General features: G+C 32.7%; 21 protein-coding genes. 10 read left to right on the top strand and 11 right to left on the bottom strand.

All coding sequences use genetic code 11. The annotated features are described in order from the left end of the window. Window positions 1–191 precede the first annotated feature (191 nt). The 7 genes from VDP25_RS02945 (at window position 192) to VDP25_RS02915 (ending at window position 10,139) form a co-directional block, all read left to right on the top strand. Window positions 192–554 carry a DUF4870 domain-containing protein gene (locus VDP25_RS02945; RefSeq protein WP_334466652.1) on the top strand — a complete coding sequence of 121 codons (363 nt, stop codon included), beginning with the start codon at window positions 192–194 and terminating at the stop codon, window positions 552–554. Window positions 555–695: 141 nt separating this feature from the next. Then, window positions 696–3,602 (top strand): sensor histidine kinase, encoded by a 2,907-nt coding sequence (locus VDP25_RS02940; RefSeq protein WP_334466649.1) that lies wholly within the window; start codon window positions 696–698, stop codon window positions 3,600–3,602. A 7-nt stretch (window positions 3,603–3,609) separates the two neighbouring features. After that, on the top strand, window positions 3,610–4,362 hold the full coding sequence (locus tag VDP25_RS02935) for a LytR/AlgR family response regulator transcription factor (protein ID WP_334466646.1): 753 nt from the start codon (window positions 3,610–3,612) through the stop codon (window positions 4,360–4,362). Between the two features lie 113 nt (window positions 4,363–4,475). Continuing rightward, window positions 4,476–5,711 carry a hypothetical protein gene (locus VDP25_RS02930; RefSeq protein WP_334466643.1) on the top strand — a complete coding sequence of 412 codons (1,236 nt, stop codon included), beginning with the start codon at window positions 4,476–4,478 and terminating at the stop codon, window positions 5,709–5,711. 38 nt (window positions 5,712–5,749) lie between these two features. Then, complete coding sequence (locus VDP25_RS02925; RefSeq protein WP_334466641.1) at window positions 5,750–6,256, top strand: hypothetical protein; 507 nt, start codon at window positions 5,750–5,752, stop codon at window positions 6,254–6,256. A 162-nt stretch (window positions 6,257–6,418) separates the two neighbouring features. Next, the gene (locus VDP25_RS02920; protein ID WP_334466639.1) at window positions 6,419–9,511 is read left to right on the top strand and encodes a T9SS type A sorting domain-containing protein; all 3,093 of its coding nucleotides are present in this window, start codon (window positions 6,419–6,421) and stop codon (window positions 9,509–9,511) included. A 76-nt stretch (window positions 9,512–9,587) separates the two neighbouring features. Further along, window positions 9,588–10,139, top strand: a complete 552-nt coding sequence (locus tag VDP25_RS02915; protein ID WP_334466637.1) for a hypothetical protein — start codon at window positions 9,588–9,590, stop codon at window positions 10,137–10,139. A 131-nt stretch (window positions 10,140–10,270) separates the two neighbouring features. Here the strand turns inward: VDP25_RS02915 and dnaN are convergent, their stop codons facing one another. From dnaN to VDP25_RS02885, 6 genes are all read right to left on the bottom strand, one after another. Further along, complete coding sequence (dnaN, locus tag VDP25_RS02910; RefSeq protein WP_334466634.1) at window positions 10,271–11,389, bottom strand: DNA polymerase III subunit beta; 1,119 nt, start codon at window positions 11,387–11,389, stop codon at window positions 10,271–10,273. A 223-nt stretch (window positions 11,390–11,612) separates the two neighbouring features. Continuing rightward, window positions 11,613–13,283, bottom strand: a complete 1,671-nt coding sequence (gene gldG / locus VDP25_RS02905) for a gliding motility-associated ABC transporter substrate-binding protein GldG (protein ID WP_334466631.1) — start codon at window positions 13,281–13,283, stop codon at window positions 11,613–11,615. Then, complete coding sequence (locus tag VDP25_RS02900) at window positions 13,270–13,767, bottom strand: hypothetical protein (RefSeq protein ID WP_334466628.1); 498 nt, start codon at window positions 13,765–13,767, stop codon at window positions 13,270–13,272. Before VDP25_RS02900 ends, gldG begins: the two co-directional genes overlap by 14 nt. A 1-nt stretch (window position 13,768) precedes the next feature. Next, window positions 13,769–14,491 (bottom strand): gliding motility-associated ABC transporter permease subunit GldF, encoded by a 723-nt coding sequence (gldF, locus tag VDP25_RS02895; protein ID WP_334466625.1) that lies wholly within the window; start codon window positions 14,489–14,491, stop codon window positions 13,769–13,771. A 136-nt stretch (window positions 14,492–14,627) separates the two neighbouring features. Further along, window positions 14,628–14,924 carry a putative quinol monooxygenase gene (locus VDP25_RS02890; RefSeq protein WP_334466622.1) on the bottom strand — a complete coding sequence of 99 codons (297 nt, stop codon included), beginning with the start codon at window positions 14,922–14,924 and terminating at the stop codon, window positions 14,628–14,630. Between the two features lie 47 nt (window positions 14,925–14,971). Beyond that, entirely contained in the window at window positions 14,972–15,823 is an 852-nt protein-coding gene (locus VDP25_RS02885; RefSeq protein WP_334466618.1) for an SAM hydrolase/SAM-dependent halogenase family protein, read from the bottom strand. A 121-nt stretch (window positions 15,824–15,944) separates the two neighbouring features. On the opposite strand from VDP25_RS02885, the gene VDP25_RS02880 reads away from it, so the two are divergent. From VDP25_RS02880 to VDP25_RS02870, 3 genes are all read left to right on the top strand, one after another. Next, the gene (locus VDP25_RS02880) at window positions 15,945–16,898 is read left to right on the top strand and encodes a PhoH family protein (protein ID WP_334466615.1); all 954 of its coding nucleotides are present in this window, start codon (window positions 15,945–15,947) and stop codon (window positions 16,896–16,898) included. A gap of 132 nt (window positions 16,899–17,030) precedes the next feature. Then, on the top strand, window positions 17,031–17,546 hold the full coding sequence (locus VDP25_RS02875; protein WP_334466610.1) for a hypothetical protein: 516 nt from the start codon (window positions 17,031–17,033) through the stop codon (window positions 17,544–17,546). 121 nt (window positions 17,547–17,667) lie between these two features. After that, on the top strand, window positions 17,668–18,612 hold the full coding sequence (locus VDP25_RS02870) for a phosphoribosylaminoimidazolesuccinocarboxamide synthase (protein WP_334466608.1): 945 nt from the start codon (window positions 17,668–17,670) through the stop codon (window positions 18,610–18,612). Between the two features lie 83 nt (window positions 18,613–18,695). Here VDP25_RS02870 and VDP25_RS02865 read toward each other — a convergent pair whose 3' ends face one another. The 5 genes from VDP25_RS02865 to VDP25_RS02845 all read right to left on the bottom strand — a co-directional run bounded on the left by VDP25_RS02865 (window position 18,696) and on the right by VDP25_RS02845 (window position 22,593). Beyond that, a complete protein-coding gene (locus tag VDP25_RS02865; RefSeq protein WP_334466605.1) occupies window positions 18,696–19,832 on the bottom strand; it encodes a hypothetical protein in 1,137 nt (378 codons plus the stop codon). 5 nt (window positions 19,833–19,837) lie between these two features. Next, on the bottom strand, window positions 19,838–20,356 hold the full coding sequence (locus VDP25_RS02860) for a T9SS type A sorting domain-containing protein (RefSeq protein ID WP_334466602.1): 519 nt from the start codon (window positions 20,354–20,356) through the stop codon (window positions 19,838–19,840). A 246-nt stretch (window positions 20,357–20,602) separates the two neighbouring features. Continuing rightward, complete coding sequence (locus tag VDP25_RS02855; protein ID WP_334466601.1) at window positions 20,603–21,169, bottom strand: DinB family protein; 567 nt, start codon at window positions 21,167–21,169, stop codon at window positions 20,603–20,605. A gap of 79 nt (window positions 21,170–21,248) precedes the next feature. Then, the gene (locus tag VDP25_RS02850; protein ID WP_334466599.1) at window positions 21,249–22,007 is read right to left on the bottom strand and encodes a DUF6048 family protein; all 759 of its coding nucleotides are present in this window, start codon (window positions 22,005–22,007) and stop codon (window positions 21,249–21,251) included. Beyond that, window positions 21,973–22,593: a DUF6452 family protein gene (locus tag VDP25_RS02845; RefSeq protein WP_334466597.1), complete on the bottom strand. Its 621-nt coding sequence runs from the start codon at window positions 22,591–22,593 to the stop codon at window positions 21,973–21,975. The genes VDP25_RS02850 and VDP25_RS02845 overlap by 35 nt, the downstream gene beginning before the upstream one ends. Window positions 22,594–22,672 lie beyond the last annotated feature (79 nt).

Here is a 22,672-nt window from a genome sequence, read left to right as displayed (position 1 = left end):
CTAACTTAAATGTATTTTAATTCTAGTTTTTGGATGGAATTAATAAGCGCTTTCTAAATGTGGCTACTTGGAAACTATATTATATATAAAATATAAAAAAAGGGAAAGGAAATTGTACTTTTTACCAATTTGAATACTAGTCTGTAACATTTTTAATTTGTTTGCGTCCTATAGGTGTAAAATCATTAATCATGGAATCAAATTATCACACGTTTAAACGCACAGACAATCAATTATTAGTCATTACACATTTGTCACAATTGCTAACTTATGTGACAGGTTTCGGAGGACTTTTAGCTCCATTAATTATTTGGGCTACACAGAAAGAACAAGTTGATGGCATGGATGCTCATGGAAAATCTATAGTGAATTTTCAGTTAAGCATGCTCATATATTCTATAATTAGTATTCCGTTAATCTTCGTTGTTGGGTTGGGAATCTTAACCTTAATATTAGTTGCCATTTTGGCATTTGTAATGCCTATAATAAATGCTATAAAAGCTAGTAATGGAGAATTACCTAGCTATCCGTTATCTCTTAATTTTATTAGTTAGTTAGATTATTTGAGATGAAGTGAAAACGCTTGCAGCAATGTAAGCGTTTTTTTGCTTTTAGAAAAAAATCACTAGCTTACAGAAGAATCACCGTTTATTTAAATAATTAAATATTTAAGTTTGTGAATTGTACAAGATATTATGTATAATTTGAAGACCAAAATATCAATAATTACTTTACTATTTTTAGTAGTATTGAGCTATGCTCAGAATCCGGTGTTAGAAAATATGTCAGATGTTTCAACGCTTCCCGATGTTGAGTTTTATGATATTTTAGAAGATGATACTAATTACATCTGGTTAGCAGCAGATAAAGGCTTATTTCGTTATAATGGGAAGTCGTATCAACGTTATAGCCATCCCAATCAAAAAGCAAATTCCCTATTTCAGTTAAAAGAAGATAATGATGGAAAATTATGGTGTAATAATATTTACGGTCAGTTATTTTATGTAGAAGATGATCAATTAAACCTATTTTATGACGCTAGCGACTTAGTAAAAGGCCAATTAGCAGCCTATACTGTTTTAGATCAGTATATCCGCTTATTTACTACCACAGGTATTTATGATATTCATAAAAACACCAAGAAAGTTACAAAAGTTTTTGATGGCTGGTGTATTAGTAATGCCAATAGTTTGGGTAGTAATTACATCTTTATTATTAATAAAGAACAACAATTAGAGAAACATCGTGTTTATAAACTCGAAGGTGATTCTACTGTAAAAATATTGGACGTCGATAACGTGGGGCGTATTCAGTCCCCTAGATTATATGCTTTTAAAAATGAAGTCTTCTTAACGCATAAGAGTAACAAAGGAAATATCATCTATTTGATACATAAATCTGACGACACTTCAGTTAAACTTCAAACCCCTCATCAATTAAAGAATCAGATAATTTATAATCTATTAAATTTAGATGGAAAGTATTGGTTTTTAACTACTGAAGGTGTTTTTATTTATGAGTTTAGAAATGAAGGTTTTATTTTTAAAGAACAGCTTTTTCCTACCGAAGCTATAACGGATGTAGAGAAAGATTTTAATAACAATTATTGGTTTGCAACTTTAGATAATGGTGTATTTGTATCACCAAACTTAAATATTAGACACGTTGCATTGGCACCAACAAAATCTAAAATTACAGCATCTTGTGCTTTAGATAATAACCAATTTGTATTAGGTACAAATGATGGCAAATTATTGTTTTACGACCAGCTTCAACGATTTAAAACCTTACAATTACCTGGACAAAAAATTATTGGTAATCTATTTTATGATGCTCAAAATCAGCAACTCATTGTAAGTATTAATGCCTCGGAATCTTATGTTGTAAACCTAAAAAACGATAAAATAACAGATGCTATTAATAAATTTTCTGTAGCCAAAGCTATTTCTAAACTTAATGATACCTTATTATTTTATGGTAATTATAAGGAAGGCATCGTTTATAACAACCCTTATCATTCTAAAGAGAAAAGCATTTTGCGTTCTAGTAGAGTAAAGGCTTCAGTGGTTTCGCATGGAAAACTTCTTGTTTCTTATATCGACGGATTATTTCAATATGATTTAAATGGGTTTTCTTCAACCGAAATTCAGTTTCAGGGCCATAGTTTAATAGTAAATGCCATGAGCAATTCGAGTACAGCAATTTGGCTCGCAACTCAGCATAATGGCTTAATGACCTTTGAGAATCAGATTTTAAGTAAAGCTAGCATTCAATTGCCAGACGATGTATTAATCAACGCCATACAATCAGATGGTGACGATTTGTGGATTTCTGCAGATACTGGATTATTCCGATATAACACGGTCACTAAAACCTTACAATCTTTGAATGCCCAAGATGGATTGAACACAGCAGTTAACAATTTCCATGTTCTCAAAGATGTTATTGTCGTCAGCTTGCCTCAAGCACTTTATTTACTGCCAAAAGATGAACGTCTATTTAAAACTTTTAATACTTCAAAAATTGAAATTGAAGCTGTGCAAATTAACGATCGCGATACTATTGTGCAATCGCAATACAATTTACCATATTATTTAAATAAAATTGGACTTCGTTTTAATTCTAACGGTTTTCAATCCAATAAACAGGTCAACTATCACTATCGCGTACAACAATTAGATTCTAGTTGGCAGAAGGTTCCGTTAAATACTAATGCTGTTAATTTTAATAGTTTGGCTAGTGGCACCTATGAGGTGGAAATTAAAGCGCAAAACGTTAGTGCAGAAGATGCTGTTTTTGCGATGCCTTTAACGTTTGTAATTGCTAAGCCTTTTTGGGAAACCTATTGGTTTTATGCTTTAGTTCTAGTGACTATTTTTGGATTGGTTTGGCTGTATTTTAGGTGGAGATTACAACAAAAAGAAGAACAACGCATTTCTGAAATCGATAAAATTTTAATCGATAAAAAAATTACCAATTTGAGATTAGAAAATCTACGCTCTCAAATGAATCCACATTTTATTTTCAATGCGTTGAATTCCATTCAAGATTATATTGTGTCTAACGAGAAAGAATTGGCAAGCTCGTATTTAGTGAAGTTTAGCCGACTAATCAGAAAGTACTTAGACTACAGTCAACAAAACGAAATTACTTTAGAAGAAGAATTAAACGCTTTAAAACTGTATCTAGAATTAGAAAAAGTGCGTTTTGAAGACGAGTTAGAATACCATATTACTGTGGATAATCTGTTAAACACAAATCAGATAAAAGTGCCCTCATTGTTTATCCAACCTTATGTTGAAAATGCCTTAAAACATGGGTTATTGCATAAATCAGGCTATAGAAATCTTACTGTTGAGGCTAAAGTTGTGCAACAAAATAAACTTCAAATAACTGTTGAAGATAACGGAATAGGCAGAGAGCAATCCGAAAAATTAAAACGCCCAAACCAGCATAGACCTTTTGCTACCAAAGCCAATGAAGAGCGTGTGCATTTGTATAAAAATAAATTGAAACGCGATATCACTATTGAAATAGACGATTTACACGATGAAAGTCATACCGCTTCAGGAACGAGAGTAGTTATTATAATGCCAATTTAAAAGACCAATGAAAGCGATAATTATAGACGACGAAAAACGCGCCAGACATTTACTGGCAAATTTGCTAACAGAACATTGCACTAATATTACAAGTATTAATGAAGCGCAAGATTTAGCAACAGGTGTAGATTTAATAAAAAATACAAAACCAGACGTCGTATTTTTGGATATTGAAATGCCAAATCAATCGGGATTAGATATTTTAGAATACTTCCCCAATCAGGTAGATTTTAAACTCATTTTTGTTACTGCATATAATCAGTATGCCATTGAAGCATTTAAATTATCTGCAGTCGATTATTTGTTAAAACCTGTAGATACTACCGAATTAAAAGATGCTGTTGCCAAAGCAGAAGAGGCTATAAAAGCTAATAATCTTAATGATCAATTAAACAGGTTGCGCGACTCGTTAAAGCAATTGTCTATGGATAAAATTGCTTTAGAAATTCCAAAAGGCATCATGTTTGCCTCACACAACGATATCGTTTATTTTGAAGCTGATGGTATGTACACCAACGTGCAGCTTATGGATGGCAAACAAAAAACCATTTGTAAACCGTTAAAGCATTTTGTAGAACAATTAGAGCGTAATGCCATGTTTTTTAAATGTCATCGTTCGTATTTAATTAACTTAAAATATGTAGACGAATTGGTAAAAGACGACGGTGATTATTTACTCATGAATAATCAAAAACGCATTCCAATTTCAAAATCTAAACGCGATCAATTTTTAGAAGTAATCAAAGAAACGTTTATGTGATTCACTTAGAATCTTTGAATTTCTTTCAGAAAAAAAATCCTCAGTTTTAGAAAAAAAACAATTAAGAATGGCTGGTTAGTACCTTATTTTGAAGTCTATTAAACACAATTCTTATGAAAAAAATAGTTTTATTATTGGTTTTAGCGATGTGCTATACTACAACACATGCACAACTGGGTAAAATGCTAAAAAGGAAAGCTAAAGCCGCAGTTGAGAAGAAGTTGACAAAAGACGAAGACACTAGCACATCATCTTCCCAAACAACAAATGCTACTGGAATGGTTGGTGATACAGCAACAGCCAATCAAAATTCTTCAAAAACCGACTATACCGATGAAGAATTTAAAGCAGAATTAGCCAAAAAATATCCTAACGATCAAGTGAAACAAGATTTATACTATCAAAAATATCTGGAGAAAAAACAAAAAGAAGCTGAAGCTAACAAGCCTAAAACAGCCTCTAGTATAAGTGATGACTTCTTATACATGTCGTATCCTTTTGCAATGACAAAAGGCATGAGTGCAATAGGTGTAGATCGTGTAAAATTAAGACGCCAAATGACTGATATGGGGGATAACGTCGATTTATTACCAGCACAAGATCCAGAATATGCTTGGTTACGTTTTTTAACCACACCAGAATTAGAAGCCATGTCACCAGAAGGTTATATTGGTTACGAGTTGGTATCCGGTATGTTTACAACCAAAGTTGGTACAGACCGATCACAAACTCTCGAGCTTGGTACTGGTATGCCAATATTAGTTAGAGGTATGCTAATTGCAGACGATGTTTTTGTGATTTATGCAGCATCGCACCAAGGTGGACATGCGTTTAACGTGCCATCGTATATGCATCAAAAAGATATTACCATACTTAACGTCATTGGTAAAGGCGAGCAACAATTTCATTTGGAATGGTTAGAAAAAGCAAAACCAATAGTTAAAGAATTTGAAGCAACCTTAAAAGCTAATTATGATGCCGCAGCAAAATCTACTATGGCGGCTATAAAAATGCCAAAAGCTGGCAGCATGAATAATACCGCATCATTAGTAAGCTTTGCTAAACAAAATGTGTCTAAAACTATTGAAAAAGATGGTGCAAAACTTTTGAAACTAAATATAGAATCTAACGACTGGAGTGTTGTAAAGAACAAATACACCGGACACATTCTATACCGTTGGATTAAAGGGGCATTTACAGAGAAAAATAAAAATAACGATTGCTATTTACAAGGCTTTTTAATCAAGCAACACTATAATGGTAGTGGATATGGTAGTTCAGAATTTGGTGGGATTATTCATGGCCAAATGCCTTATGGCCAGAAAATGAACTGTGAAAACGCCAACTAATACGATGGATACAATCAATCCTTAATACCTTATAAACCATGAAAAAATTATTTATACTACTAACGATTATAACTATTAGTGCAGCACAACCTGTAAATGCGCAATTCTTTAAAAAAGTTAAAGAAAAACTAGATCAACCACTTATAAAAAAGAAGAATAAAAAAATAAGTGAAGAAGAGCTGGAAAAAAGAAAAAATATTAAGCTGCCAGATGTTGGTGCCTTAGATAAAGATGAAGCCTTAAAGACAATAGCAGTAAAAGGGTTAGATACGTATTATAGTAAGTATAGTATGAGCAATACGCATCAATACATTACTTCAAATAATTGGTCTACCGTAAAACATAAAGATACCGGAGTGCCTTTGTACCAATGGGCTGTAGGTGCAGTTGTACAGAAAAATTCAGATGGTCAATGTATGCTATATGAGTTTATTCTGAGACGTGATTATACAGGTGGTGGTAATTATGGTGATGCCTTTTTCAATGGTATAAATAGAGGCACAATTAAGGCGCCATATGGTAATTATATAGCTTGCGTAGAATAATACCCAAAAAAGATATTTGCTTTCATATTTTAAAAGAGTTTACGAGATGTAGACTCTTTTTTTATTTAGAAAAAAATCGAGGCGTTTCAGAAAAATGCAAGTTGAAACATGAGTTAAAAGTAAGTGTTTTGTATTCCATTAATTTTAATATTTAAAACAACCATGAAAAAAAAATTACTCTTATTTACAACCTGCTTATGCATGGGTATGTTTTCGGCTATGGCTCAAAACGTTACTATTTCAGATGCAAATTTTAAAAGCTATTTATTAGCAGATCCAGCTATTAATACCAATAATGATTCAGAAATTTCTGTGGCAGAAGCACAAGCTTTTACAGGAACTATATCGGCAACAGGACTTGGAATTACAGATTTAACAGGAATTGAAGCCTTTGTAAATATTACCATATTAGAGGTATATTCAAATAGTCTAACATCTATAGACGTTAGTAATAACACTAATTTAACACGATTACATTGTGCAGATAACCAAATTACCCATTTAGATGTTAGTAACATTCCTACATTAAATCAAGTTCATTGCCAAAACAATCTATTAGAAGAGTTAAACATAGCCAATGGTCAAGGTGCTTCGTTTACATACATGAAATCTTATAATAACCCTAGTCTTACTTGTATACAAGTTGATGCTGGAACTGTACCACCGCCTAACGTAGGTTTGTATGATGTGGGGTGGACTAGAGATCTAGAAACGAGAGTCGTAGAAGATTGCAGTTCAAGTATTTCTTACGTAACTATACCAGATGCAAATTTTAAGTCTTATTTAGTTGACAACAGTGCAATTAACACAGATTATGATCAAGAAATATCTGTTGCAGAAGCTCAGGCGGTTACCGGAACATTAGATGTAAGTAGTTTGGCAATTTCAGATTTAACTGGTATTGAAGCTTTTATTAATCTTACCGCATTAGATTGTAGTGATAATACAATCACCGCTTTAGATGTGTCAACTATTACAGGGCTTACCAATTTAAATTGTAAAGAAAATAATATTGGTAATTTGAACGTGCAGGGCACTTCTTTAATAACTTTAGATGCTGAAGATAACAGTTTAACGAGTTTAGATGTTTCAAATTTAGTAACCTTAACAACTTTAAATACCAGATCAAATAATATTTTAAATTTAAATCTTCAAGGTGCAACAGGTCTTGAGGTTTTAAATTGTAGCGATAATAGCTTATCTACGTTAAATGTAAGTTTAAATACAAACCTTATTGATTTAAATTGTAGTGATAATAACTTAACGACTTTAGATGTTACTAACTTAACGTCGCTAACAGATTTGAATTTTGGTGATAATACCATCTCATCAATTATACTTAACACGAATTCAAATTTAAATACATTAATAGCAAACGATAATAATTTAGCTAGTATTGATGTTTCTAATAATACAATGTTAACTGATTTAATTGTGGCAAGTAATAGCTTAACAAGTATAGATATTACTAATAACACAATGCTTACTGCTGTAGATTTTCAAGATAATTCAATCAGTAGCCTAGATATTAGCAATAACCCTAATTTAACTAGGATTCACGCTGCTTTTAATCAATTTACAACGTTTGATATTAGCGCCTACCCTCAAATAAATCAGTTGTTGATATATGACAATCAACTTACTAGCTTAAACGTGGCTAACGGTAATAATTCTAATTTTGTATATATGAAGGTATATAATAATCCTGATTTAACATGTGTACAAATAGATTCAGGATATACACCAAACCAAGTCGGTGTGTATGATAATGGATGGACTAAAGATGCAACCACAAACTATAGTGAAAATTGTATTCCTACAGTGTATTATGTTAATGCAAATGCCTCTGGAAATAATGACGGAAGCTCTTGGACAGATGCTTTTACTAGCATTGAAGATGCATTAAATAATGCATTATTAAATGATGAAATTTGGGTGTCTAGTGGTGTATATACTCCAGCAACAGCTGCTACAGTATTAAGATTAGATTTCGAAAACTTAAAAATATATGGTGGTTTTGATGGTACTGAGTTAACCTTAGCAGATCGTGATTTAACTAAAGTATTTACCGATAATGCTACTATTATTTCTGGAGATATTAATGGTGATGATATTGAAGGTGATTTCACAACTAATAAAACCGATAATGCCACAACATTAGTAAGTCTTGAAGATGATAATGTCATTTTTGATGGTTTTGTACTTCAGAATGCTTATACCTCTGGGTCTAGTCCAGTTATCGCAACTAATACCAATGTTACCAATTTTACTTTAAAAAATACATGGATTTCAGAAAATTACAGTGCAGGATTACTATTAGATTGGAGAAAATTTTCTGGAGACTTGGTGGTTGAGAATGTAGCAATAACCAACAATGCGACCAATAATGGTGTTATTTTAGTAGAGCATAGTGCCTCAAATTCAGATGAGTTAACGTCTCATTGGTCAAATATTCTATTTACAGATAATACGTATAATTCAGACTTTGGTGCAATTTGGTTTAGAAGAAGTTCATCTTCTAATGGTAACAGAAGTATAGTTCACTATTTAAATAATGCCACAATTGTAAATAACGTAAACAATCATGCAACTGTACAACAGGTTATTAATGTTAGTGGAAGTGGATGGATTCGTCTAGAAACAAGAAATAGTATTTTTTGGCAAAATAAATATAATGGAAGCCAATTCAGTACTGTAGATATTGACAATAACAAAACAGGAGAAGGTGATAGCCAAACAATCAATGTCTATAATTCGGTAATCCAGGTAACTTCAGCTGCTACTTCAGGTACTTATAACGCTTTAGATATTATGCAATTAGATCCTTCAACGGATAATTTAAATTTAGATGCTGATTATAAACCAACTTCAGCTTCAAATTATATCATAGATCAAGGTGATAATACGTATTATGATACTACAATTTTTGCGGGCTTAGATTTATCTGGGAACGATAGATTTTTCAATACTACTATAGATTTAGGAGCTTATGAGTATAATTCTACCTTAGGATTAGAGGATGAAAATTCTATTTCAAAATTGAAATTATACCCAAACCCTGTAAGTGACAGATTGTTTATTAGTACAAGAGCACAGATAGAACGTCTGGCTATTTTCAACATAAACGGTCAATTAGTAAAGGAAACTAATTCGGTAGTAAATGGTGTTGATGTATCGCAATTACCAAGTGGTTTATATATGGTGCAGTTACAAACAAATACCAATACTACAACTCAAAAATTCCTTAAAAATTAAGTCCATATTTTAGGTCTTAAATTAAAAGGCTCATTGTAAAAAGTGGGCCTTTTCTAACTTTTTAAAATTCTAATATATGAAACATATAAAACGTTTTGCATTCGTCTTCCTAGTTATTTTAAGTGTGTCTTGTTCATCCGATGATGATAATTCAGGCTCTCAAAACGAAAACAATATTACAGTAGGAGCATCGGTTTATGAAATGAAAACAGCCATTGTAGAACCTGCTTCAATAGGTCAGTATGTATATTTAAGTGTAAGCAATAAAACTGAGGCAGAAATAACAGCTGCTATTAATGGGACGACAATCAATAATGTGGATTTATTTTCGGCTCGAATTAATGCGTTGGATCTTACACCCAATAGAACTTACAACTTATCAGAAATTTCAAGTTTAGAGTTTGTTGTTGATGGTGATTTTATTGGTGCCGACTTTGAAAATGGCGTGAGTCAATTTTATTTAGGAGATGGAACTTCAGATTTAAGAGTCGTTGATGGTAGTATTACCGTTATAGATTACGCTGTGGAGGCTATTAGTTTATCGTTTAGCTTTACACGAGCAGATGGTAAAGACATAACAGGAAGTTTTGAAGGCGCCTTTTTATATCTGACTTCAGATGATGAATAAGCTTTTCTGAAAAAAGATAATGTTAAGGTTCATCTATTAGTGATGAGCCTTTTTTTAGGAATAAAAAAGACTCACCATTATAGTGAGTCTTTTAATAAGTAATTATTATAAATAGCAAAATTATTATCAGTTTAACTATTTAGCATCACAGGCATCACCAACATAGTAACATGTTCTCCTTCATCTAAACCATCAATTGGTGTTAAAATACCAGCTCTGTTTGGTAAACTCATTTCTAACTGAACGTTATCTGAGTTTAAATTGTTTATCATTTCGGTTAAGAAGCGCGAGTTAAAACCTATTTGCATATCGTCTCCTTGATAATCACAAGTTAAACGCTCTTCTGCTTTGTTAGAGTAATCAATATCTTCAGCAGAAATATTTAATTCGGCACCGGCAATTTTTAAACGAATTTGGTGTGTGGTTTTGTTAGAGAAAATACTAACACGACGTACAGAGTTTAAAAATTGTGTTCTATCAATTACTAATTTATTTGGGTTTTCTTTAGGAATTACCGCTTCGTAATTCGGATATTTTCCATCAATTAAACGGCAAATTAATACCGAGTTTTCAAAAGTAAACTTGGCATTAGATTCGTTGTATTCTACCAATACATCATCATCACTTCCTGCTAAAATACCTTTTAAAAGATTTAAAGGTTTCTTTGGCATAATAAATTCTGCTGTTTCAGTAGCACTCACATCTTTTCTAGTATATTTTACCAATTTGTGCGCATCAGTAGCAACAAAGGTTAAATTATCTTGAGAAAACTGAAAGAACACACCGCTCATTACAGGTCTTAAGTCATCATTACCAGCAGCAAAAATTGTTTTGCTAATCGCCGTTGCTAAGATGTCTCCCATAATAGTTGTTGTACTAGCATCTTCAATAGAAACTGCATTTGGAAATTCTGCACCATCAGCATAAGCTAAAGCATATTTACCATGATTAGAGCTAATTTCTACCGTATTATTTTCTTCAACAACAAAGGTTAAAGGTTGCTCAGGAAATGTCTTTAAGGTATCTAAAAGTAATCTTGCAGGTAAGGCAATGCTGCCTTCAGAATCACTTTCAACATCTATTGTAGCAGACATCGTTGTTTCTAAATCACTCGCCGAAATCGTTAATTTTGATTGGCTAAGTTCAAATAAGAAATTATCTAAAATAGGTAGTGTATTACTGTTATTAATTACACCTCCTAATACTTGAAGTTGCTTTAATAAATAGGTGCTTGAAACAATGAATTTCATGTGTTTTATATTAATTGTTTTTAATTCGTTACATGGAACATCTTAAATTGAATTCTTAAGATAAAACTCAACCTTGTTAGATTAGAGGTTTCATGCTGAATATATGTATTTTATACTTTTAATTGGTATTACAAATATATCTTAATAGAAGGGTTTTTTAAAACAAACTTATTAACAAATTCTACTAATTAAAGTCGTATTTTATTGCATTAAAAACAGGTTTTTAAGACGTGTATTTACGTTTTCTCAAATAATTAAATACAAAACCAAAGAGACCTAAAAGTATGAGTGGCAAAGCAATATTAATAAATTGCCATGTGCCTTTACTGTCTTTTATTTTATCTGCATCTAAAAAAGCGACATTAATTTCTTTAGCTCTAATGTTTATAAGTCCTGTATCGTCTAAAAGGTAATTAACTGTATTTAGTAAAAATTCTTTGTTGCCAAATGATTTTCCGGTGAATTGATCAAAGCCTAATTCTAAGGGTCTATTTTTTATGACTTCATTTTTTATCACATTACCATCTGAAACCACAACCATTTTTGTCGCCTTACTTTTAGATTTAAAATCATTTACTTTAAATGGTAAAACACGTTGGTCATAAACTGAAGAAAATTCACCTTCTAACAATACCGCTAAATTTTGAGGACCTAAGTTATAACTTGCTTCGTTAGGTGCTTTAGTGACATTGTTTAAAGAAATAGATGTTGGTGCACCTTCTGTTTTAGATTTTGGTGAACTCTGTAGCAAAATAGATTTTTTGATGCTATTTTTTAAGGTATCAATTGGACTTGCAAAATCAAACTTTACTAAATTTAAGTTTTTGGTGATTGAATGTTTAGGATTTGATGCTGCTAAAGGTGAATATTGCCATTGAATAGGTTGCATTTGTGCTTCACTACCTTCTCCTATAGATAACATAATTGGGGCAGAGTAGAGGTCTTTGACTAAAGTAGGATTTACTCTAACGCCATATTTAAAGAAAAAATCATTCATGTTTAAGTCACGTATAATCGATACTCCAGTTCCTGTCGCATTATATAAACTGTCTTTGTCCATTATAACAGACTCTGTAAGCCATAGACTTTTACCTCCATTCATGGTGTATTGATCTAAAACTAATTTTTCATTTTCGGTAAAAGGAATACTTGGTTTTGCCGCAATAATTAAATCGTAGTCTTTAAGTTTATCTAATGTACCTTGTGGATTGGTAGCCACACTATCTAAGGTAAATTGCGCTAAATTATAATACGGTTTCACCGTTTTTAGAAAGTCAGCTATATAAATGTCATCTAATTCACCATTCCCTTTTAAAATAGCAACCTTTTTTGATTTTGCATTTACCAATTTACTAAAACCGTCGGCAAAGGCATATTCTAGAGCTTGTACTGAATTATTAATTTGTTCTTGTAACCCTTGTGTAATGCTTCGTTTTAAAAGTGGAATTTTAAGGGTTTCACCTTTATAGCTAGCAAAAGCCCATGGGAAAATAATATCTTGAGTTACTTTTCCTGTGCTGTTATCTGTGTTTATGTATGGTTCTAATCCTGCATTTGTTAATTCTTCAATATAGCGTTGACGTGTAGTTTCATCTTCAATTGGATCAATATAGTTAATGAATATTTGATTGGATTCTAACTGAAACTCTTCTATAAGTTGTTTTACTTCTGATTGAAGTAATCTAAATTCAGAAGGAAAATCACCTTCCAAAAAAACATCTATAATTAAAGGTGAGTCTAAATCGCTTATCAATGATTTTGAAGCATCTGAGAGTGTATAGCGATGATCTTTAGTTAAATCGAAACGCTGATAAACCGAACTCGAAATTGCATTTACAATGATGAGTCCTGCAATAATAGCAACAATATATAATATAGATTTATTTTTTTTCATTCTCGAAAGTTATTTCTTCTTGATACGGTCGTATAGATATGACTTTATCATTTTTAAATGTGATTTCTACGCATTCTTTTTTATCATTAAATGCGCCAGGTTCTATGCCAAGTCCGTAATTCCATTTGTTGTTATCATGTGTGTTTTGAGCATCATCCCAAGACAACCATTCTGCTTCTCCTAAAAGAGTTTTAACATTAGCTTTTGAAGCTCCAATTAACGTATCTGTTTTTATAATATTATCAATCATCTCATAACGCAAAGCGGGTTCTTCTATCCAAGCTTCACTATTAAAATATTTTTGATGATGGTAACTACTAATAATATTTAGAAAAGGATAAAACATAAAGAAAAACACAAAAGGTGTAAGCACTAAGCTTATTATAGCCGAGAGCCATTTGCGTTTGTCAACAGTATTTAAAAATAAAAATAGGAGTACAAAAACGACAATTAAGAATATGACTAATAAAGGAGTGATTATCATATTATTGTTTTTGAATTCTGAGTTTTGTAAATAATAAAAAAGCTAAGGCAATACTTATAAAGTACACTAAATCTCGCGTGTCAATAACACCACGACTCATACTATTGTAATGAGCAGACATGCCAAGGTTTTCCATGTAAACTAAATTGTTTAATATGTTATAATTAGATAGGCCTTCAAACCCGAAATAGAAAAAGAAACATATAAAAACAGCAATGATAAATGCTACAATCTGATTATCAGAAAGGGTAGAAGCAAACACACCAATGGCAGTATAAGCGCCAACTAAAAACAATAAGCCAAAATAAGAGCCAATAGCGCTTCCCATATCAAGGTTCCCTGTTGGATTTCCTAATTGAGACACTGTATAAACATATAAGAAAGTTGGAATTAAAGCCATTAAAATAAGCGCAAAAGCACCAAAATACTTTCCTAATACAATCTGAAAATGAGAAATAGGTTTGGTAACCAATAACTCTAAAGTGCCTTGTTTTTTCTCATCACTAAAACTACGCATGGTTACTGCTGGGACTAGAAAAATAAGAATCCAAGGCGCGAGTAAAAAGAATGATGATAAAGAGGCTTGTCCATTATCTAATATGTTAAATTCACCTTTAAATACCCATAGAAATAACCCATTGAGTAATAAAAAGACGCCAATAACCAAATAACCAATTGGTGAAGCGAAGAAGGTGCTTATTTCTTTTTTTAAGATTGCTAGCATATTATATCGTTAGTTCTCGTCATTACTCACGCTATTTATGTAACGTAGTAATCTGTTTATATTTCGTTTTAAATTTAAAATATTGCAACGTTTAGCTTGCAATGACATTTTAATTTATATTTCAAATTAAAGTTTATCAATTTAAACTCGTCAATTTATCGACACTCCAAGCTTCAGGTTTTGCATTGAATTTTGGTTTTGTGTTTGCCCAAATGTCTTTAAACAATTCGGAATGTCTGTAATTATTTAAATCGTCTTCAGAACTCCAGTAGCTATAAGTAAAAAAAATATTGGTTTTATTCTGATCGCGATAAAGTTCTAAAAACTGACAACCTTCAAAGTTCCTGATGTTTTGTTTTACTGTTTCAAAATTAGCCAAGAATTCTTCAATTTTTGACGGTTCAAAACTCATTTTTACAATTCTTACTAACATAATTTTATTATAATTCTTAGATTCTTTCTGATGAAAATATTTTTCTGCTATGGTAGATTTGATGAAGGGCTTCCAAAATTAACCGTCACAGTATCCATAGTTTTCAATCCCATTAAAGTAGAAGCACCTCCTACAGTAGTAAGGTTGCTTTTATAAATTGCAATTTCTAAATATCCTGAAGAATTAAAAACAACTAAGCCTTTACCTTCAACATCGCGTTTAGATTCTTCTTTTGTAAAATCAATTAGATCACTGAATTTATTGTAGATTTTATTAAACCGTTTATTGCGAGCAAAAACTTCATACGGTCTATTTTTCTGAACCGTTTCAAAAAAATTACGTTTAATATTAGTGACAACATTTCCGTAATTATCAATATAAATCACAGTGCCAATAATTTGGTTGTACTCATCATTAACAAACGGAACTAAATTTTTGATTGGCTTAATAGTGTTAATAACTTTTCCTATGACATCAAGTGTGCCACCACGTGCAATATGGCAAGCTACTTTTACAAAAATGTCTAATACAGGGAAATTAGTTTCCACTCTATCGTGTATATTAATCTCTACAATCTTCTCTGGCGCGATTTCCGCGCAAATCATACTCATTATGCCGTTGTTTGCGCATATAAAGTAATGGTCATCTAATTTGACTGCAATATGCTTATTTTCAGGACTTAACTCAGAGTCAATTCCTATTAAGTGAATCGTTCCTTTAGGAAAACTGCTATAGGCATTCTGAATAATATAAGCCGCTTCAGAAATGTTAAAAGGCGAAATGGAATGCGATATATCTACAATATTAATCTGCTCAAGCTCGCTATAAATAGCTCCTTTTATGGCTCCAGCAAAGTGATCTTTTTCTCCAAAATCAGTCGTTAAAGTGATTATAGCCATGGATTGATTGTTGATATTTTTTTATGATTTGTGGTTGTAAAATTACTAGATTTGTGTGTATACACAAGAATTACAAAATTAAGAAAAGAAAACAGATTAACACACTAAATATAGCTCGCTTTTGAATGAACTGATCCTAGAACTCGAAGAAATATCTCCAAAAGAATTCTTCGGAGCGCAAAATGCTAACATTGAACTTCTTAAAAAGTACTTTCCTAAACTTAAAATAGTTGCTAGAGGTAACAAATTAAAGGCCTACGGAGATGAAGATTTACTCGAAGAGTTTGATCGTAGAATGACCATGTTAATGAAACATTTTGGAAAGTATAACAAGCTCGATGAAAACGTTATAGAGCGCGTGCTTACAAGTCAAAGTAGTGATGACTATACAACATCAACTAGAAGCGATGAGGTTATAGTGCATGGTGTAGGAGGAAAGCTCATTAAAGCACAAACAGCAAATCAGCGTAAGTTGGTAGAAAGTATGCGAAAAAATGATATGGTTTTTGCTATTGGACCTGCGGGAACTGGTAAAACTTATACAGGAGTTGCTTTGGCTGTACAAGCGTTAAAAAGAAAAGAAGTTAAACGTATTATCTTAACACGTCCTGCTGTTGAAGCTGGTGAAAACTTAGGGTTTTTACCTGGCGATTTAAAGGAAAAGTTAGATCCGTATATGCAACCGTTGTATGATGCTTTGCGCGATATGATTCCAGCAGAAAAATTAGAGAGCTATGTAGAAAAAGGCGTGATACAAATTGCACCTTTAGCCTTTATGAGAGGGCGAACTCTAGATAATGCCTTTGTTATTTTAGATGAAGGCCAAAATACCACACATGCCCAAATGAAAATGTTCTTAACCAGAATGGGCAAGAACGCCAAGTTTTTACTTACAGGTGATCCTGGACAAGTAGATTTACCACGTCGTACCATCTCTGGACTAAAAGAAGCCCTTTTAGTGTTGAAAAATGTTGAAGGTATTGGTATGATTTATTTAGACGATAAAGATGTGATTCGCCATAAGCTGGTTAAGAAGGTGATTGCAGCTTATAAAAGTATTGAAAATAGAGAGTAGTGTATTAAGGTGTTGTAAGTGAGGTTATTATGTGTTTTTAGCTTTTAATTGTATAAAATTTAGTAGAAATCATATAAATATTTAGCGGTTAACCTAGTTTAAATTTGCGGTATAATAAAAACTTACAACAACATGAAGAAAGTATTTTTAATTATCGGAATTACATTAGGATTAAGTCCATTATTTGCTCAAGAAGAAGACATCGATTTAAATGCAGACAATTCTTGGCTTAAAGCAGGTTTAACTGCCGGCATACCAGTAGGTGATGCAGATGAAGCGTCATCGTTTGCTTTAGGTGTAGATTTGAGAGGACAATACTTATTTAATCCTAATTTAGGAATTGGATTAGCTTCTGGTTACACTAATTATTTTGGAAAAGATGAGAATGATGATTTCGGAATCGTTCCACTTGCAGGATTTATTCGTTATTATTTTACGCCTGATGGCTTGTTTTTTGGCACCGATTTAGGCTATGGTTTTTTAACCGGAGTAGATGACAATGAAGGTGGACTTTATGTAAATCCACAAATAGGTTACCATAATCGCGATTGGAATTTTTACGCTTATTATCAAAATACATTTGCAGAAAACGATATAGATATCCAAGCTGTAGGAATTGGAGCAACTTATAATATTAGGTTTAAATAAGATAAACCACATAAAAGTTAAATTAAAGAGGAGAAAGTTTATTTCTCCTTTTTTTATGGAGTTTATTGTTTGACCCAAGTAAAGAAATTACATTTGTAGCTCACAACTAAATGATGATTAAATGAACACCATAGTAGATACCAATTTCAACTTTCCGAATCAGAAAAGTGTTTATAAAGGAAAAGTAAGAGAAGTTTATAATATTAATGATGAACAATTGGTTATGGTTGCCACAGATCGTCTTAGTGCTTTTGATGTGGTGATGCCTAAAGGGATTCCTTACAAAGGCCAAATCTTAAATCAGATTGCGACTAAAATGATGAAGGAGACTGAAGATTTAGTCCCTAATTGGTTGTTGGCTACACCAGATCCTAATGTGGCTGTTGGTCATTTATGTGAGCCTTTTAAGGTAGAAATGGTAATCCGTGGATATATGTCTGGTCATGCCGCTAGAGAATATAAAGCAGGAAAGCGAATGTTATGCGGAGTTGAAATGCCAGAAGGCATGAAGGAAAATGATAAATTTCCTGAAGCGATTATTACACCTGCAACAAAAGCTGAAATGGGTGACCATGATGAGGATATATCCAGAGAAGATATTTTGAAAAAAGGCATTGTTTCTGAAGTGGATTATATTGTTCTTGAAGATTATACAAGAAAATTATTTCAACGTGGAACAGAAATTGCTGCAAATCGTGGATTAATTTTAGTGGATACCAAATACGAATTTGGAAAAACTAAAGACGGAAAAATTGTATTGATAGATGAAATTCATACACCAGATTCTTCACGTTATTTTTATGCAGATGGTTATCAAGAGCGTCAAGATAAAGGTGAAGCACAGAAGCAATTATCTAAAGAATTTGTGAGACAATGGTTAATTGCTAACGATTTTCAAGGCTTAGAAGGGCAAACTGTTCCTGTAATGACTGATGCGTATATTCAGTCTGTAAGCGAACGTTATATTGAGTTGTATGAGAATATTACAGGTGATACGTTTGTAAAAGGAGATGTTAGTGATATTCAAAACAGAATAGAAGCTAATGTTTTAGCTTATTTAAAGTAATTCAAAAACAAAAGCTTTTTTAGAACAAAAAAGAGGTGTATAAATTATTTATACACCTCTTTTTTATTTATAGAAGTTATTATTTATAGTGCATACCATGTACCGCTTACATAAATAAGTTGTACTGCAGACCCACCACTTAAGACTATAGGAGTTGAAACTAAAGAACCACCAGCTTTTAAGTTGTTACCATTTGCATTTAAGGAAGTGCCTCCTTCGTGATAAATATATACTATTTGACCTTCTTGAGGAGTTGCTGGTAAAGCTAATGTCATTGTACCAGAGCTTATAATAATTTGACTTTCTGTAGTGATAGTTGTATTAGAACTTACTACAGTAACGGTGTAATTTCCACCATCAGCGCCATCTGCTCCTGCAGGTCCAGCAGGTCCCATTGGTCCCGCAGGTCCTGTAGCTCCAGTTGCACCAACAGGTCCTATTGGTCCTTGAGGTCCTGTAGCGCCAGTTTCACCAGTAGGTCCAGCAGGTCCGATTGGTCCCTCAGGTCCTGTAGCACCAGTTTCACCTGTAGGTCCAGCAGGTCCTATTGGTCCTTGAGGTCCTGTAGCGCCAGTTTCACCAGTAGGTCCAGCTGGTCCGATTGGTCCCTCAGGTCCTGTAGCACCAGTTTCACCTGTAGGTCCAGCCGGTCCTATTGGTCCCTCAGGTCCTGTAGCACCAGTTTCACCAGTAGGTCCAGCCGGTCCTATTGGTCCTTGAGGTCCTGTAGCGCCAGTTTCACCAGTAGGTCCAGCAGGTCCAGTTGGTCCTTGAGGTCCTGTAGCACCAGTTTCACCTATAGGGCCAGGAATAGAACTACCAGACGTTTTTGCGTACAAGGCATATGGAACACTCATTAATTGACTAATTCCTGTTATAGTATAGTTCGTTCCTCCTGTTGGATCAATTTCAGTTTTAATAAAATATAAATTGTTTCCCCAATCAATGTCACTAAAAATACCAGTGGTATTAGTGCCGGTACCTATCTCAATAGACAACAGACCGTTATTGTTTGTCGTAGGGTTTTGTGTTTCAACATATATAGCATTGCCACTAGTAGATCCTTCTAAAAGGCTAATTTGAATGCCTACGCTCTGATTGGCTAATATTTGGTCACTACTGTTTCTTACTATCGCTTGATAACTAATTTTATCTGGCGCTTGTGCCATAACAGTTAATGAAGTGGCGATAAAAATAAGAATTAAAGTAATTTTTTTCATTTCGGTTAGTTTTTAATTATTTTAAAGATTTGGGATGTCTGATTTGTAGTGTTTTCAATTTGAAGTAAATAAGTTGCTATTTCTAATTGATCAACATTAATTGTGGTAGTTTTAGTAGTAACTTTTCCATTGATTACCAATTGACCTAATACATTATACAATTTATAAGTAAGTGTATTGGGTTTAAAATCATCTATAGTAATGTTTAGTTTTGATGATGTCGGATTAGGGGAAGTTGTGATTTCTAAATTAGTTTTTATATCAACTACTGTGAGAGTTTGGTCTTCAAAATAGAACTGAATACCTTGTACAGCAGAGGTATCTCCATCTGTTAAGGTATTCTGAACAACTTGTCCGACGGAGTAGTTAACACTGCCGCCTGTGTCTGTGATATCGCCACCTGCAGCAACTACGGTTTCTTGAGCTTCCATATAATTGAAGCTTGAAATAAGGACTCCTAAAAGTAAAAGGGATCTAGGATTTAAACGCAAAGGGTATGCGTTAGCCAATTTGGTTGGTTTCATAAAGTAGGTTTAAAAATTTGGTTAGTATGCTTGTTTTTTTTTCGACGAAATGTCGATTTAAGCAGTTCAAATGTAGTTTAAATTATCAATAAAAAAAATGTATAATCTTTTTTTTTATTTTAATAATCTTAAAGTTAACCCTAAGGATGGTGTTTTTTATATTAAAATCAATTTGATTGCGTTGTGTTATAAATTTAGAACTGAACTTGAATGATTGGTTGTTATACATACGACACGTTACAAAGATTATATTTTGAGATAAAAATTATTATGAGCTACGTATGATATTGCTATTATTTGCTTTAGTGTGTTGGTATGATGCTCAACATGATGAGCAGTCCACATTATAATTTCTCGAACAGGCATTTTTCCCATTAAAGGATGTGGTAAAACAACGGTATCTAAGTTTTTGTCGCTTATGCGTCTTGTTTTATATTGTAATTTCTTTTCTTCAGTTTGTATGCGGTTTAAAAGATATTGCTTATCTGCCAAAGTAGGTGTTTTTAGGTTCTTAGAACTTTTATTTGTTTTGCCTTTAGCTTCTGATAAGCGTTCTTGATAACGTTTTACTATAGCGGCATATGGTCTTACAGGTCTATTGGCTTTTCCATATTTAAAACGCAGTAAGTATTTAGGCATACTTAGAGCATTGTTTAATGGGATTATGCTTTGTAATAAGTGAAGGGCATGCTGCCCTGTGGTCCATTTCCCTTCTGGCCCTTGAGTCCAAGAGTCATTTGGTTGGTTTTCGAGCCAAGTGATTAATTCGGAATATTTAGCTTCAATTAAATCTGCAATAGCTTCTTTATCCATATGAAAGAATTTGATAAAGAAAAGATAGGGATTTTTACCGAATTGTAGATAGGGTAAAATTCTTTTATTTTTCTAACAGCTACTCTTCAATTTCTTTTTCTTGAATCACAATTTTATCCTTCTTAAAAATAGGAACTAAATAAGATAAGTTAAACCCAAAGCCGCCTCCAAATTTGCTACTGTCAAAAGTTCTGTTGTAACCAGGGATATAAAGATTTTCGTAATTGTCAGGCTCAGTTTCAGAAATTAAGAACTTAAGTTGAATGTTAACACCTGCAAAAAAGTTGTTAAATAATTCCGCCTTTAATCCAATTTGAAGTTCTGCCCACAGTGCGGTTAAGCTTTTAAATTCTTCTCCTTCTTCTACATAATATTGTTGTTCCCAATACTGGTTGTTAGGATCGTAAATTGTATAATTGTTTAAAGTACTGCTAAAAGTACTCGCACCAATACGGAAACCAGAATAAATCATGTTTTCCATGTCAAGCCAATTTTTGTAGAAATTGATATCAACTCCACCTTTAAAATAACTCCCTTTTGTAGTGGTGTTCATAAAATCATTTTCGAGTGTACGTTCTTCGTTACCAATTTCCCCAGCAATGTAAATGCGCTTGGTGAGGCGATAATCTCCTGTAATTTCAAAACCGGTATAATTGTCATCAATAAAAGAACGCGCTAGCTTGCTTATATCTGCGCCAAGTCTAAGGCCATACTTTTGCTTGTAAATTAAAGTATCGTTAATTGTTTTTTTCTTTTCTTGCGCAATTGCTATTGTAGATAACAACAGCAAGATAATAACGCTTCTAATGATAGATGCGAACATGTGTTGTATTTTCATTTTCTACAGTTAATTCTATGGTTTCTTCTATTTCTATATTGGCAATCCATGGCTCACTATCAGTGTCTCTAGTAACGCTTAATTCTGTAAAGATACTTTTGTAACCACAAGCTCTAGAAACATATACAAATTCAGTTTTATAGGTGATTTCTAAAATGTCTGTGTTAGATTCTCCAGTAGCATCTATACGTTGGTTAGTGTCTTTTTCAAGTATATATCGTGTGGTAATAGTTTCGTTATTTAGACCGTCATCTATTTTTAAAGGTAGCCCAATTTTATTTGTATTTACATTAAAGACATAAGAACTCTCATTAACGTAATCTTCTATAATTTTATCAGAGGCTTCTATGGGTTCTATAATTTGGCCATCCTCATTTAATATTTGACCTTCTCCATAAACTGTAAGTCTAGGGACATTTTTTAAACTCTCAGGATTATCTATATCATAAAATTCTATAACTAATCGCGGAGTTGTGGAAGTTGTGGCAGCACAAATATCATCGCGTTCACAGTTTTGTAAAGTCGTTATAACTATTAAACTAAGTACAAATGGGATGATATATTTTTTTTGAAATAATCTTTTCATAGAATCGTGTTGATTCGTTTATTTAATAATTGCGAAATGCATATAGCATATAAGTTATTTTTTCAATTTGGCTTCTTAC

The sequence above is a fragment of the Winogradskyella sp. ECml5-4 genome, assembly GCF_036903175.1.
Lineage (GTDB): Bacteria > Bacteroidota > Bacteroidia > Flavobacteriales > Flavobacteriaceae > Winogradskyella > Winogradskyella damuponensis.
This window is presented reverse-complemented; position numbering and strand designations above follow the sequence as displayed.

Coding starts and splice junctions, on each gene's coding strand:
- VDP25_RS02945 (WP_334466652.1), top strand. CDS start 192: ATGGAATCAAATTATCACACGTTTAAACGCACAGACAATCAATTATTA.
- VDP25_RS02940 (WP_334466649.1), top strand. CDS start 696: ATGTATAATTTGAAGACCAAAATATCAATAATTACTTTACTATTTTTA.
- VDP25_RS02935 (WP_334466646.1), top strand. CDS start 3,610: ATGAAAGCGATAATTATAGACGACGAAAAACGCGCCAGACATTTACTG.
- VDP25_RS02930 (WP_334466643.1), top strand. CDS start 4,476: ATGAAAAAAATAGTTTTATTATTGGTTTTAGCGATGTGCTATACTACA.
- VDP25_RS02925 (WP_334466641.1), top strand. CDS start 5,750: ATGAAAAAATTATTTATACTACTAACGATTATAACTATTAGTGCAGCA.
- VDP25_RS02920 (WP_334466639.1), top strand. CDS start 6,419: ATGAAAAAAAAATTACTCTTATTTACAACCTGCTTATGCATGGGTATG.
- VDP25_RS02915 (WP_334466637.1), top strand. CDS start 9,588: ATGAAACATATAAAACGTTTTGCATTCGTCTTCCTAGTTATTTTAAGT.
- dnaN (WP_334466634.1), bottom strand. CDS start 11,389: ATGAAATTCATTGTTTCAAGCACCTATTTATTAAAGCAACTTCAAGTA.
- gldG (WP_334466631.1), bottom strand. CDS start 13,283: ATGAAAAAAAATAAATCTATATTATATATTGTTGCTATTATTGCAGGA.
- VDP25_RS02900 (WP_334466628.1), bottom strand. CDS start 13,767: ATGATAATCACTCCTTTATTAGTCATATTCTTAATTGTCGTTTTTGTA.
- gldF (WP_334466625.1), bottom strand. CDS start 14,491: ATGCTAGCAATCTTAAAAAAAGAAATAAGCACCTTCTTCGCTTCACCA.
- VDP25_RS02890 (WP_334466622.1), bottom strand. CDS start 14,924: ATGTTAGTAAGAATTGTAAAAATGAGTTTTGAACCGTCAAAAATTGAA.
- VDP25_RS02885 (WP_334466618.1), bottom strand. CDS start 15,823: ATGGCTATAATCACTTTAACGACTGATTTTGGAGAAAAAGATCACTTT.
- VDP25_RS02875 (WP_334466610.1), top strand. CDS start 17,031: ATGAAGAAAGTATTTTTAATTATCGGAATTACATTAGGATTAAGTCCA.
- VDP25_RS02870 (WP_334466608.1), top strand. CDS start 17,668: ATGAACACCATAGTAGATACCAATTTCAACTTTCCGAATCAGAAAAGT.
- VDP25_RS02865 (WP_334466605.1), bottom strand. CDS start 19,832: ATGAAAAAAATTACTTTAATTCTTATTTTTATCGCCACTTCATTAACT.
- VDP25_RS02860 (WP_334466602.1), bottom strand. CDS start 20,356: ATGAAACCAACCAAATTGGCTAACGCATACCCTTTGCGTTTAAATCCT.
- VDP25_RS02855 (WP_334466601.1), bottom strand. CDS start 21,169: ATGGATAAAGAAGCTATTGCAGATTTAATTGAAGCTAAATATTCCGAA.
- VDP25_RS02850 (WP_334466599.1), bottom strand. CDS start 22,007: ATGAAAATACAACACATGTTCGCATCTATCATTAGAAGCGTTATTATC.
- VDP25_RS02845 (WP_334466597.1), bottom strand. CDS start 22,593: ATGAAAAGATTATTTCAAAAAAAATATATCATCCCATTTGTACTTAGT.